Source organism: Pseudomonas sp. B40(2017), assembly GCF_002112855.1.
GTDB classification, from domain to species: Bacteria; Pseudomonadota; Gammaproteobacteria; order Pseudomonadales; family Pseudomonadaceae; genus Aquipseudomonas; species Aquipseudomonas pharyngis.
Window position 1 is genome coordinate 347,585 of the sequence record NZ_NEIT01000007.1, and the last position, 12,551, is coordinate 360,135.

Genomic DNA, 12,551 nt, shown 5'->3' on the forward strand with positions numbered 1-12,551 from the left:
TCTTATAGGTTAGCGTGTTGGACGGTAATCAACTTTGGGAATGGGCGTGGCGTCCCGCAGCCCAACGCCGCCACGCTTGGCATGATTTCGGCAGACGCCGAATCCCGGCGTCTTGAACTTTGCCTGGCGCGCTTTAGTGCACGCGCTGGTTGTTCAGTTTCGGCGGCAACTGGAGCGGCGTCAGCACCGGTTGGCCGGAGAAGAACGCCAGCAGATTTTTGCCCACCAGTTCCACGGTGCCCTGGGTGGCTTCCGGTGATAACCCGGCGACGTGCGGGGTCAGAAGCACATTGCTGAGGTTTTTCAGTGCATCGGGCACTTGAGGCTCGTGATCGAACACATCCAGCGCCGCCCCGGCGATGCGACGTTGTTCCAGTGCGCTGATCAGTTCAGCGGTGGCGATTACGCTGGCGCGGGCAATGTTGACGATAAAACCGTTGGGCCCCAGGGCATCGAGCACCGGGCGGGTCACCAGATGCTGGCTGCCGATGCCGCCGGGCGTGGCGACTACCAGAAAGTCCGAGGCCCGGGCCAGTTCGGTCGGGGTCGAGCAGAAGGCGTAAGGCACGTCACTGCGCACTTGACGGTTGTGGTAGCTGATCTCCATGTCGAAGCCCAGGCTTGCGCGTTTGGCGATCGCCATCCCCACCGCGCCCAGCCCGAGAATCCCCAGACGCTTGCCGGCCAGTGACGGACGCATGATCTTCGGCCATTCACCCCTGCGCACGGCTGCGTCGCAGCGCGGTATGTCACGCACCAGCGCCAGCAACATGGCCATGGCGTGGTCGGCCACCGATGAAGCGTTGACGCCGGCGCCGTTGGTCACGATCAGACCCCGGTCGCTGGCGGCTTGCAGGTCGACCTGCTCGTAACCGGCGCCGATCACGCAAATGATTTTCAGCGCGGGCAATGCGGCGATCTCTTCAGCATATAAACCCAGCGGGCCGCGGGTCAGCACCGCGTCAATCCGCGCCCCGTGGGTGGCGATGGCTTGCGCGCGTTCGGCAGGGGTCGGCGCGAGAATCAGGTGAAAACCCTGATGTTCAAGAATCGGCAAATAGTCATTGATGGTTTCAACCAGTACCAGAACGGTGGCGGGCATTGCTCGGCTCCTGTGATCGTCGGTCTTCGGGCGCAAAAGTCGGTTCAGAGTGCTGACTCCAGAGCGGTTTGGCAATGGCTGGCGCGGCCCCGCATCAGGCAGTGTAGGAGCTGATGCGGGGAGCGCTCGGGTGCTTCGTCAGAAGGTGAGGCCGGCGCCGGTGGTCACAGGATCAGGTCACGTACTGGGCGATGCCGTTGCCGAACGACCAGTTCTCTTTTTTCACCTCCACCAGATTGATAAACACATCCTCCTGACGCACGGCCAGTTGCTGGTTCAGATTGCGCGCGATGGTCTGGAACAGCCGTTGTTTCATCTCGACGGTACGGCCTTCGCTGATGGTCAGTTGGATGAACACGATGCCGTCGCTGCGTTGGATTCCCAAATATTGCGGGTCATAGATCAAGTGCTGGTCGTCGTGCTCGGCCAGCACCTGAAAGTTGTCGTGTTCCGGCACATTGATCTCGCTGCGCAGGGCGGCGTAGATCACTTCGCCAATGCGTTTGGCGAACGTCGGGTCCGGGTTCTTCTTGATGTCGACGCGGACGAGGGGCATGGGATGTCTCCACAGGCGAGGGGGACTGGACGGGAATGTCAGTCAATTCGCCATTGGGTATAGCCGAAAAATGCCGGTCAGTGAGGTTGTTTAAAAACGTTAGGAAATGGACGCACCATCCTGCGGGATTTACGGATGTTGCCTACAAGTGCTGCCGGATTCATCCGCTATACGGCGGGGTGAGAAGCGCGGAACCATAGAGAGCAGGACGGGATGCGCTCTTCAGGACGGAGCGGCAACCCGGACGGAAATTGCCATCAGCCAAGGAAGGCCAATGCTTCAGAACAACCGTGAAAACCTGGAACTGGACAGGCTGCATAACGAAACGCGAAAACTGGTGGCTGAGCGGCAGAAGCTTCTGGCGGAAGAGAAGAAGCTGAAGTGGGAGACGTATTTCTATCCAGTCGCGGTGGTGGCCGGCGTGTTGACGGCAAGCGCGGCGTTAGCGGGCGTCTTTTTCAAGTTTTGAACGTTCGTTTTCGCAATCTTCAGACACATGACCCAAAAGGAAATCAACATGAGCACCTATGACGCCAAAGCCAGAATGGAGCAATTGGAACGGGAACACGATGAGTGGGCCGAAAAAATACGGATCAAGAACAGGAAAGAAATGCGCCCGATCTGGGGGTTGCTGGGGTTGGGCATCTTTTGCATGTCCCTCGGCTTCATATTGGCCCGATCGATCTGATCGGGTTTTCCCATGGCACATTCGGCGCCAGCACATGCCATAGAACGACATGTGACGTATCTGGCGCCGACAGTCTTTTTCCCAAAAGCGACAAGCCTCCGATCTGCTCCGCACAACCATTCCTCAGCTAAGTCTTTGCTTCTGCTCATTTATCGCGGAGAATCGCGCCCCTGTTTCGGCCGGAGCATGTCTGTCGGTTTTTTCCGACGCGTCCTGACCGAGTGGCAAGTGACCGGAATGCGGAGATCCGACCGGATGAATGATCAGGCCAATAGCGTCGAACAACGCTTTGAGGCGGCAGCACCAGCCGAACTGTCGAGCTGGAATCGCCATGACACTACCTGGATGTTGGGACTGTTTGGGACGGCCATCGGCGCCGGTACCCTGTTTTTGCCGATCAACGCAGGTCTGGGTGGCTTCTGGCCGCTGGTGATCCTCGCGCTGCTGGCCTTCCCGATGACGTTCTACGCACACCGCGGCCTGACCCGCTTCGTGCTTTCCGGTCGCGAAGGCGCCGACATCACGGACGTGGTGGAACAGCATTTCGGCATCAAGGCCGGCGCGCTGATCACCCTGCTGTACTTCTTCGCTATCTTCCCGATCCTGCTGATCTACAGCGTTGGCCTGACCAACACGGTCGCCAGTTTCCTCGAGCACCAACTGCACATCACGCCGCCACCGCGCGCGCTGCTTTCGTTCGTGCTGATTCTCGGCCTGCTGGCCGTGGTGCGCTGCGGCGAGCAAGTGATCGTCAAGGCCATGAGCCTGATGGTGTATCCGTTCATCGTCGCGCTGCTGTTCCTGGCGGTGTATCTGATTCCGCACTGGAACGGCGGCATCCTGACCACCGCTTCGCAAGTGCCGGCACCGTCCGCGCTGCTGCACACATTGTGGCTGGCGATTCCGGTGATGGTGTTCTCGTTCAACCACTCGCCGATCATCTCGGCGTTTGCTGTGGATCAGAAGCGTCGTTACGGCATTCACGCGGATGAGCGCAGCTCGCAGATCCTGTCCCGCGCGCACCTGCTGATGGTGGTGATGGTGCTGTTCTTCGTGTTCAGCTGCGTGCTGACCCTGTCGCCGGAGCAACTGGCGGAAGCCAAGGCGCAGAACCTGTCGATCCTGTCGTACCTGGCCAACCACTTCAGCAACCCGACCATCGCGTTCGCGGCGCCACTGATTGCGTTCGTGGCGATCTCCAAGTCGTTCCTCGGTCACTACATCGGTGCCAGCGAAGGCCTGAAGGGCTTGATCGTCAAAAGTGGCAAGCGTCCGGGCGCCAAGGCGCTGGACCGCATCGTGGCGGCGTTCATGCTGGTGGTGTGCTGGATCGTGGCGACCCTGAACCCGAGCATCCTCGGCATGATCGAAACCATCGGTGGCCCGGTCATCGCGGCGATCCTGTTCCTGATGCCGATGTACGCGATCCGCAAGGTGCCGGCGATGGCCCGTTATCGTGGGCAGATGTCGAACGTGTTTGTCACCGCAGTGGGTCTGGTGGCCATTTCGGCGTTGATCTATTCGCTGACGGCGTGAGATCCAACACAAGATCCCGTTTGATCTGGTGAAACAGAAAGGCCGATCTGCATCGCAGGTCGGCCTTTTTTGTGCCTGCGATCAGCGCGGGGCGAGGCCCCATCCGACAGGCATAAAAAACGCCGCTCATCTCGCGATGGGCGGCGTTTTTCATTGCGTTGCAGCGTTAGGCTTGAACGACCGGGATCTTGGCGTTCGCAGCAGCTTCACGGAACTCGGCAATCTGGTCGAAGGACAGGTAGCGGTAAACGTCGGCCGCCATGCTGTCGATCTTGCCAGCGTATTCCATGTACTCCTCGACGGTCGGCAGGCGACCCAGGATCGAAGCGACGGACGCAAGCTCAGCCGAAGCCAGGTAGACGTTCGCGCCGTCGCCCAGACGGTTCGGGAAGTTACGGGTCGAGGTCGACACCACGGTGCTGTTCGGCTCAACGCGTGCCTGGTTACCCATGCACAGCGAGCAGCCTGGCATTTCCATGCGGGCGCCGGCCTTGCCGTAGATGCCGTAGTAGCCTTCTTCGGTCAGTTGGTGAGCGTCCATCTTGGTCGGCGGCGACAGCCACAGACGGGTTGGCAGCTGACCCTTGACCTGATCCAGCAGTTTACCGGCAGCGCGGAAGTGACCGATGTTGGTCATGCACGAACCGATGAACACTTCGTCGATCTTCTCGCCAGCAACGCTGGACAGCAGACGGGCGTCGTCCGGGTCGTTCGGCGCGCACAGCACAGGCTCGCTGATATCGGCCAGATCGATTTCGATGACTTCGGCGTACTCGGCGTCGGCATCGGCTTCCATCAGTTGCGGGTTGGCGATCCAGGCTTCCATCGCTTGAGCACGACGCTCCAGGGTACGCGCATCGCCGTAGCCTTCGCCGATCATCCAGCGCAGCAGGGTGATGTTGGACTGCAGGTACTCGGTGATCGACTCTTTCGACAGCTTGATGGTGCAACCGGCAGCCGAACGTTCGGCCGAGGCGTCGGACAGTTCGAACGCCTGTTCCAGGGTCAGACCTTCCAGGCCTTCGATTTCCAGGATGCGGCCGGAGAAGGCGTTTTTCTTGCCTTTCTTCTCGACGGTCAGCAGACCGTTCTGGATGGCGAAGTAAGGAATGGCATGAACCAGGTCACGCAGGGTGATGCCAGGTTTCATTTTGCCTTTGAAGCGCACCAGGATCGATTCCGGCATGTCCAGCGGCATGACGCCGGTGGCAGCGGCGAACGCGACCAGGCCGGAACCGGCCGGGAACGAGATGCCCATCGGGAAACGGGTGTGCGAGTCACCACCGGTACCGACGGTGTCCGGCAGCAGCATGCGGTTCAGCCACGAGTGGATGATGCCGTCGCCCGGACGCAGGGAAACACCGCCGCGGGTCATGATGAAGTCAGGCAGGGTGTGGTGGGTGGTCACGTCGATCGGCTTTGGATAAGCCGCGGTGTGGCAGAAGGACTGCATCACCAGATCAGCGGAGAAGCCCAGGCACGCCAGGTCTTTCAGTTCGTCACGGGTCATTGGACCGGTGGTGTCCTGAGAACCTACGGTGGTCATCTTCGGTTCGCAATAGGTGCCAGGACGAACGCCTTTGCCTTCTGCCAGACCGCAAGCCTTGCCGACCATTTTCTGCGCCAGGGTGAAGCCCTTGGTGCTTTCAGCCGGAGCTTCCGGTTTCTTGAACAGGTCGAACGCTGGCAGACCCAGTTCGGCGCGAGCCTTCTCGGTCAGGCCACGGCCGATGATCAGCGGGATACGGCCGCCGGCGCGGACTTCGTCCAGCAGCACCGGGGTTTTCATTTCGAAGGTGGTGATGACTTCGTCGGTACCGTGCTTGCAGACTTTGCCTGCGTGCGGGTACAGGTCGATCACGTCGCCCATGTTCATGTTCGATACGTCGAACTCGATTGGCAGTGCGCCGGCATCTTCCATGGTGTTGTAGAAGATCGGGGCAATTTTGCTGCCGAAGCAGAAACCGCCAGCGCGCTTGTTCGGAACGTAAGGGATGTCGTCGCCGAAGAACCACAGGACCGAGTTGGTCGCCGATTTACGCGAGGAACCGGTACCGACCACGTCACCGACGTAGGCGATAGGGAAGCCCTGGCCGCGCATTTCTTCGATCTGCTTCATCGGGCCGGTCTTGCCTTGCTCGTCCGGAACGATGCCGTCACGGGCCATTTTCAGCATGGCCAGGGCGTGCAGCGGGATGTCTGGACGCGACCAGGCGTCTGGGGCAGGGGACAGGTCGTCGGTGTTGGTTTCGCCGGTGACCTTGAAGACGCGCAGGCTGATCTTGTCGGCCAGCACCGGGCGCTTCTTGAACCACTCGCCGTCAGCCCAGGATTGCAGTACGGCCTTGGCGTGAACGTTGCCGTTCTTGGCTTTTTCAGCCACGTCGTGGAAGGCATCGAACATCAGCAGGGTGTGCTTGAGTTCCTCGGCGGCCACTGGCGCCAGCTCGGCGTCGTCCAGCAGTTCAACCAGGGTCACGATGTTGTAGCCGCCCTGCATGGTGCCGAGCAGTTCTACAGCGCGCTTCTTGTCCAGCAGAGGGGAGGAGACTTCGCCCTTGGCCAGTGCGGAGAGGAAACCGGCCTTGACGTAGGCGGCTTCGTCCACTCCTGGTGGTACGCGATTGGTGATCAGGTCAACGAGGAAAGCTTCTTCGCCAGCCGGAGGATTCTTCAGCAGCTCGACCAGGCCTGCAGTTTGTTCGGCGTTAAGCGGCTGGGGAACGATACCCAGGGCTGCACGCTCTTCGATATGTTTGCGGTAGGCTTCAAGCACAGTTATTACCCTCATCAGTGGTCCCAAATGGGTGTCCGGGACGCTCATCCCGAAATTGCCGTACTCATGCTCCTCACGACGTTGTGGGTCGTTCGGCCAGAATTACCGGCAATTCCTTACAGAAGCTGCTTTCAAAGTTTTACGCCTGCAGAACGGGGAGCTGATGAGGGTTGGCGTATGGCTTTTCCCCGCTGGAAAAACCTTACGCCAACACCGCTCTGAAGGAACGACTGTGCTCGTGACGCTTTGAAAACAGCTTCTAACGGACATTGGCGCCTAAAAAGGCTGGCTGATTCTACGGCAAAAAAAATTTAAAGGTAAGTCGCGCTCTATTGGACTTTGGTTGCGTTGTGCACGGGTGGGGCAAACCTTGATCCGGCGCTTGCCCCTGACGTTTGAGGGGTGATGAATGGCGGACAAAGGGCTAACATGCCGACCTGTTCCGCGTTTCAAGTGTTTTGCCCACTCTATGCCCAATCAGACCATCAAGACCCCCTGCGTCGGCCTCTGCTCCACCGTTTACGGTGATCTGGTGTGCCGTGGCTGCAAGCGTTTCCACCACGAAGTGATCCATTGGAACGGTTACAACGAGGAGGAAAAGCGTGCGGTCTGGCTGCGTCTTGAGCAATTGCTGTCACAAGTGATGGCGAGCAAGGTCGAGGTCTTCGATCCGGCGCGTCTGCGTCATCAGCTGGAACAGCGCAAGATCCGCTTCGTGCCGCATCAGTCGGAGTATTGCTGGGCCTATCAGCTGATCGCCCGGGGCGCGCGGGTGATCATTAATCTGGAAGCCTACGGCATGGTGCTGCTGCCGGAGTTTCGCGACTGGAACCTGCCGGAACTGCGCGATGCCATTGATCGGGAATTTTTCCTGCTGTCGGAAGCGCACTATCAGCGCTACATCGCCCCCGGTTTCCTCAAGGACGCCCTCGGCGACTGATCTATTGCCATCGCTGGCAAGCCAGCTCCCACAATGATGGTGTAAAGCTCTCCATGGAGTGCACACCGAAGTTCCTGTGGGAGCTGGCTTGCCAGCGATGACGGCCTTGCAGGCGCCACAATACTTAATGCTTCACCGCCAATTCGACCAAATGGTCTTCAACCTCCTGAGGCTTTAGCACCAGCACGTCGCTTTCCAGCTGATCCAGCACCTGTTCGGCCGTATTGCCGATCAACGCACCGGACACGCCGCTGCGCGCCACGGTCCCAATCACGGTCACCGCCGCCTGCAGCTTGTGCGCCATGAACGGAATCAGCACGTCTGCCGGGCCTTCCTCGACATGCAGATGAGCGTCATCGATGTCGAATTCAGCCTGAAACGCCCGGCATTGCTCGCGATAGCGCGCCTCGATGGTTTCCTTGAGCTGGAACGTCGGGTCGGCCGCCGACAGCATCGGCGACGGATGAGCGGTAATTACGTGCAGATGCCCCTTGGCCAGGCTGGCGATGTCGAACCCATGGTCGATGATCGTGGTGTGCAGATGACGGTGTTCGCCGTCGGCATTGCCCACGTCGACCGCCGCAAGAATCACCTTGTCCTTCCACGAACCGGCGGTTTTCACCAGCAGCACGGGAGTAGGGCAGTGGCGCAGCAGTTTCCAGTCCGCCGGGGTCAGCAGGGCCTTTTTCAGCGAGCTGTCGGGGAAGTGCTGTTTGATCACCAGCCCGCAACCTTCGGCCTGCTGCACGTCGATGATGGTTTCGTGCAGGCTCTCGTTCCACGCCTGCTCGGTGGTGACGCTGTAGCCGTCCGCCAAAAGCGCGGCCTTGAGCACGCTGAGCATGCCGGCGTGATCGTGCTTCTTGTCGCAGACCAGCAGGTGCAGATGGGCCTGGGTCACCCCGGCGATCAGCTTGGCGCGCTTGAGCGCCAGGCTTTCCGCGTGTTCGGGTTCAATGACCACCAGAATGCTGCGAATGGCTTGCATAGCGGAATCTCCAGCAATGAAAAGGCACGGCGTTGCACAACTATAGTTGCTGCTGCCGTGCCTGCGACTTGATGCATATCAACGCAGGCCGCTGGTGGTCTGCGGGCAGGCCGGTATAATCGGCGCCCTTCGCTCGAACACCTTTTGACCGTGAGCCCCATGATCCTTCCCGAAATCCACGAATTCCTTGGTTGCCGCACGCCTGACGCCTGGGTCCAGGCCGCGCTGGCCGATCAGGAAACCCTGCTGATCGACCACAAGAACTGCGAGTTCAAGGCCGCCAGCACCGCGTTGAGCCTGATCGCCAAGTACCATTCCCACGTCGATCTGATCAACATGATGTCGCGTCTGGCCCGGGAAGAGCTGGTGCACCACGAGCAGGTGATGCGCATCATGAAGCGGCGCAAGATCGAACTGCGCCAGCTGCACGCCGGCCGTTATGCTTCCAGCCTGCGTAAAGTGGTGCGCAGCCACGAACCGGTAAAACTGGTCGACACCCTGGTGGTCGGCGCCTTCATCGAAGCGCGCAGTTGCGAGCGGTTCGAAGCGCTGGTGCCGCATCTGGACGATGAACTCGGCAAGTTCTACTTCGGCCTGCTGAAAAGCGAGGCCCGGCATTTCCAGGGTTACCTGAAACTGGCCTACCAGTACGGTGACGCCAAGGACATCGCCCAGGTGATCGAGAAAGTCCGCGCCGCCGAGCAGGACCTGATCGAATCGCCGGACGAGGAATTCCGCTTCCACAGCGGCGTACCCGTCGCGGCATGAATTGTTAAAAACTCTTAAGAGTATGAAACATCAACGAAAACCGGCCCCAGAGGCCGGTTTTTGCTGCCTGCGATAAACGACTCGCCCGCGAATGCCGCCATAATGGCGCCCACTTCACAAAGCGGTTGGCGGCGGTTGTTATGGATAACCTGGGTTTTGGCAGAGTCCTGCTGGTGGAAGACGATGAGCGGCTGGCCGCGCTGATCGCCCACTTTCTCGAACAACACGGCTACGAGGTACGCACGGTGCATCGCGGCGATCTGGCCGTGGCCGCGTTTCTCGAATTCAAGCCCAAAGTGGTGGTGCTCGACCTGATGCTGCCAGGGCAGAGCGGCCTGCACGTATGCCGGGAAATCCGCAGCGTGTCGGACACACCGATTGTCATCCTGACGGCCAAGGAAGATGACCTCGACCACATTCTGGGCCTGGAGTCCGGCGCCGATGACTACGTGATCAAACCGATCAAGCCGCCGGTCCTGCTCGCGCGCCTGCGGGCCCTGCAACGCCGGCAGGTGCCGGACAGCGGCGTGGTCAGTTCACTGGAATTCGGCAACCTGATCATCGACCGCAGTTGCCGCGAAGTGCGTCTGGCGGGCGAGCTGATCGAGCTGACCACCATGGAATTCGAACTGCTGTGGCTGCTGGCCAGCGCCGCCGGCAAGATCCTGTCGCGCGATGACATTCTCAACCGCATGCGCGGCATCGCGTTCGATGGCCTCAATCGCAGCGTCGACGTGTACATCAGCAAGTTGCGCAACAAACTCAAGGACAACCCTCGCGAACCGGTGTGCATCAAGACCGTGTGGGGCAAGGGTTACCTGTTCAATCCGTTCGCGTGGGAGTTGTAGATGCTGCGGTTATTTCTCGGGCTGTTTCTGGTGATGACCGTCGGGCTGGTAGCGGCGCTGCAAACCGTCGAACACACCTTCAACGCGTTGCTCGACAACCAGATGCAGGCCTACAACCGTGAAGCGGTGCGCGGTCAGGCCTGGTCGCTGGTCGAACACATGCGCGACCAGCAGGGCGCGGCGCGCGAGGCGCAACTGGAGGCGTTGCGTCCGCACTACGGGCTGACGTTGAGCCTGGTCGAGGCTGACCAATTGAACCTCAATGATCAGGAAAAAGCCGAACTGGCCCAGGATGTGTTGGTTATTCGTGACGATTACACCCAGTTCATCAGCAACATCGACGGTGGTTCGCAGTTGCTCAGCATCAAGCTGCCGCCCGAGCCGAGCCTGATGCCGTTCTACATTGCCGGGGCCTACCTGATGCTGGCTGTGCTGCTGGGCATCGTCCTGTACTTCTGGGTTCGTCCGCACTGGCGCGATCTGGAAAAACTGCGGCTGGCCGCCGAGCGTTTCGGCGACAACGACCTCTCGGTGCGGATTCAGCTGTCCAAACGCTCGAACATCCGCGACCTGGCCGGCCACTTCAACCTGATGGCAGCGCGCATCGAAGGGCTGATCGCCAATCAGCGCGAACTGACCAACGCCGTCTCCCACGAACTGCGCACGCCGATTGCCCGGTTGTCGTTCGAGCTCGATCAACTCAAGCAGCAACCGGACGCCAGCCAGAACCGCGAACTGATCGCCGACATGTATGCCGACCTCGGCGAGCTGGAAGAAATGGTCTCCGAACTGCTGACCTACGCCAGCCTCGAACGTGGCGCGACGGTGATTACCCGCGAAAACATCCAGGCGGCCAACTGGCTGGACAGCGTGGTCGGCAGCGTAGCCCTGGAGGCCGAGGCGGCCGGTGTGCAATTGCTGATCGTTGATTGCCGAGTCGATGAAGTACGGATCGAACCGCGGTTCATGGCGCGGGCGGTGATCAATCTGCTGCGCAATGCCATTCGCTATGCCGAGCAGCGGGTCGAGGTGTCGCTGGTGCGCATCGGCGATCAATACGAAGTGCAGGTCAACGACGACGGCCCGGGCGTGCCGCTGGAAGGACGGGAGAAAATCTTCGAACCGTTCTCGCGCCTGGACGCCAGCCGTGACCGCCGCACGGGCGGCTTTGGCCTCGGTCTGGCGCTGGTGCGGCGGGTGTCGCAATCCCATGGCGGGCAGGTCGACGTCGGCGATTCACCGTGGGGCGGGGCGTCGTTCCGCATGACCTGGGCGCATCTGGATTGACCCGATCCAGAAAACACCACATGTCCTCTGTGGGAGCCAGCCTGCTGGCGATTTCGGTGTGTCAGCTTGCAAATCAGTTGGATCAGGCACCGCTATCGCCAGCAGGCTGGCTCCCACAGGGAAACAGTGGTGCATCAGCTTCAGCTGAGTACGTAATCGACAGGTTTCAGCGCCGGCGGCAACGGCTCAGTCCCCAGCTCCGCAAGAATGTCCCGCTCGATGCTGCGCACCAGCGCATCGGTCGGCAAGTCGTTTTCATCCCGGCCGAACGGGTCTTCCAGTTCATCGGCAATCGCATCCAGACCAAAAAAGGTGTAGCTGACAATCGCCGTGAACAGCGGGGTCAGCCAGCCCAGCGGTTCGGCCATGGCGAACGGCAGCAGGATGCAAAACAGATAAATCGTGCGGTGCAGCAGCAAGGTGTAAGGGAAGGGCAGCGGCGTGTTCTTGATCCGCTCGCACACCGCCTGCGCCTGGGTCAGGCTGGTCAGGTGATTGGCCAGCAGCATGTAGCGCCATTCGCTGAGCTCGCCTGCCTCATGCAGATCGGAACATTGCTGGCCGACGGTTTGCAGGATGCGCCCGCTGTAGTCCGGCACCTGTGCATCGTGCTGTGGGGTGATCCACTCGGCGCTGGCAGCGGCTTCGTCTTCCCGGCGCAACCGCGCATTCAGCGCGTGGGCAAAACCTGCGAGGTTGAGTAGCAAAAGACGGCGCTGCGCAGATTCGCGAATCACATGGGTCTCGCGAATCATCGAGCGCACATGCACGATCACTTCGCCCCAGGCCTTGCGCGCTTCGTACCAGCGGTCGTAACAGGCGTTGTTGCGGAAGTTCATGAAGATCGACAGCGACAGGCCGAGCAGGGTGAACGGCGTGGCGTTGACCTTGGTGAAGTTGCTCGGGTGGAGCATTTCCACCAGCACGATGGCCGACGCCAGCAGCGTCACCATCAACGCGCGCAGGGCGATGCGCTTGGCAATCGAGCCTTTGAGGGTGAAGAGAATGGCGAATTGATTGACCTTGGGTCGGATGATCATGCGGCTCTCTGCCTTGCAAACG

Annotated in this window: 12 protein-coding genes; 7 read left to right on the top strand and 5 right to left on the bottom strand. The window is 60.3% G+C overall.

What is annotated here, in order from left to right:
- Positions 1 to 133: 133 nt before the first annotated feature.
- Together CAF76_RS21605 and CAF76_RS21610 are read right to left on the bottom strand one after the other, a co-directional pair.
- A complete protein-coding gene (locus tag CAF76_RS21605) occupies positions 134 to 1,102 on the bottom strand; it encodes a 2-hydroxyacid dehydrogenase (protein WP_085648347.1) in 969 nt (322 codons plus the stop codon).
- 172 nt (positions 1,103 to 1,274) lie between these two features.
- The gene (locus CAF76_RS21610; RefSeq protein WP_064597510.1) at positions 1,275 to 1,658 is read right to left on the bottom strand and encodes a tautomerase family protein; all 384 of its coding nucleotides are present in this window, start codon (positions 1,656 to 1,658) and stop codon (positions 1,275 to 1,277) included.
- 274 nt (positions 1,659 to 1,932) lie between these two features.
- Between CAF76_RS21610 and CAF76_RS21615 the strand changes: the two genes are divergently transcribed.
- The 3 genes from CAF76_RS21615 (at position 1,933) to CAF76_RS21620 (ending at position 3,882) form a co-directional block, all read left to right on the top strand.
- On the top strand, positions 1,933 to 2,127 hold the full coding sequence (locus CAF76_RS21615; RefSeq protein WP_064597508.1) for a hypothetical protein: 195 nt from the start codon (positions 1,933 to 1,935) through the stop codon (positions 2,125 to 2,127).
- A gap of 48 nt (positions 2,128 to 2,175) precedes the next feature.
- A complete protein-coding gene (locus CAF76_RS28765) occupies positions 2,176 to 2,346 on the top strand; it encodes a hypothetical protein (protein WP_172829490.1) in 171 nt (56 codons plus the stop codon).
- Between the two features lie 255 nt (positions 2,347 to 2,601).
- Positions 2,602 to 3,882: an HAAAP family serine/threonine permease gene (locus CAF76_RS21620; protein ID WP_064597506.1), complete on the top strand. Its 1,281-nt coding sequence runs from the start codon at positions 2,602 to 2,604 to the stop codon at positions 3,880 to 3,882.
- 166 nt (positions 3,883 to 4,048) lie between these two features.
- On the opposite strand, the gene acnB is transcribed toward CAF76_RS21620, so the two are convergent.
- The gene (gene acnB, locus CAF76_RS21625; RefSeq protein WP_041475328.1) at positions 4,049 to 6,658 is read right to left on the bottom strand and encodes a bifunctional aconitate hydratase 2/2-methylisocitrate dehydratase; all 2,610 of its coding nucleotides are present in this window, start codon (positions 6,656 to 6,658) and stop codon (positions 4,049 to 4,051) included.
- Between the two features lie 469 nt (positions 6,659 to 7,127).
- Between acnB and CAF76_RS21630 the strand changes: the two genes are divergently transcribed.
- Positions 7,128 to 7,598: a DUF1289 domain-containing protein gene (locus tag CAF76_RS21630; protein WP_085610662.1), complete on the top strand. Its 471-nt coding sequence runs from the start codon at positions 7,128 to 7,130 to the stop codon at positions 7,596 to 7,598.
- A 124-nt stretch (positions 7,599 to 7,722) separates the two neighbouring features.
- Here CAF76_RS21630 and CAF76_RS21635 read toward each other — a convergent pair whose 3' ends face one another.
- The gene (locus tag CAF76_RS21635) at positions 7,723 to 8,586 is read right to left on the bottom strand and encodes a universal stress protein (protein ID WP_007958823.1); all 864 of its coding nucleotides are present in this window, start codon (positions 8,584 to 8,586) and stop codon (positions 7,723 to 7,725) included.
- A gap of 159 nt (positions 8,587 to 8,745) precedes the next feature.
- On the opposite strand from CAF76_RS21635, the gene CAF76_RS21640 reads away from it, so the two are divergent.
- From CAF76_RS21640 to CAF76_RS21650, 3 genes are all read left to right on the top strand, one after another.
- Positions 8,746 to 9,354 (top strand): tRNA-(ms[2]io[6]A)-hydroxylase, encoded by a 609-nt coding sequence (locus CAF76_RS21640; RefSeq protein WP_085648348.1) that lies wholly within the window; start codon positions 8,746 to 8,748, stop codon positions 9,352 to 9,354.
- 140 nt (positions 9,355 to 9,494) lie between these two features.
- The gene (locus CAF76_RS21645; RefSeq protein WP_011334763.1) at positions 9,495 to 10,202 is read left to right on the top strand and encodes a response regulator; all 708 of its coding nucleotides are present in this window, start codon (positions 9,495 to 9,497) and stop codon (positions 10,200 to 10,202) included.
- Positions 10,203 to 11,489 (top strand): ATP-binding protein, encoded by a 1,287-nt coding sequence (locus tag CAF76_RS21650; RefSeq protein ID WP_085648349.1) that lies wholly within the window; start codon positions 10,203 to 10,205, stop codon positions 11,487 to 11,489.
- A gap of 140 nt (positions 11,490 to 11,629) precedes the next feature.
- Here CAF76_RS21650 and CAF76_RS21655 read toward each other — a convergent pair whose 3' ends face one another.
- Positions 11,630 to 12,529 carry a bestrophin family protein gene (locus CAF76_RS21655; protein WP_085648350.1) on the bottom strand — a complete coding sequence of 300 codons (900 nt, stop codon included), beginning with the start codon at positions 12,527 to 12,529 and terminating at the stop codon, positions 11,630 to 11,632.
- Positions 12,530 to 12,551 lie beyond the last annotated feature (22 nt).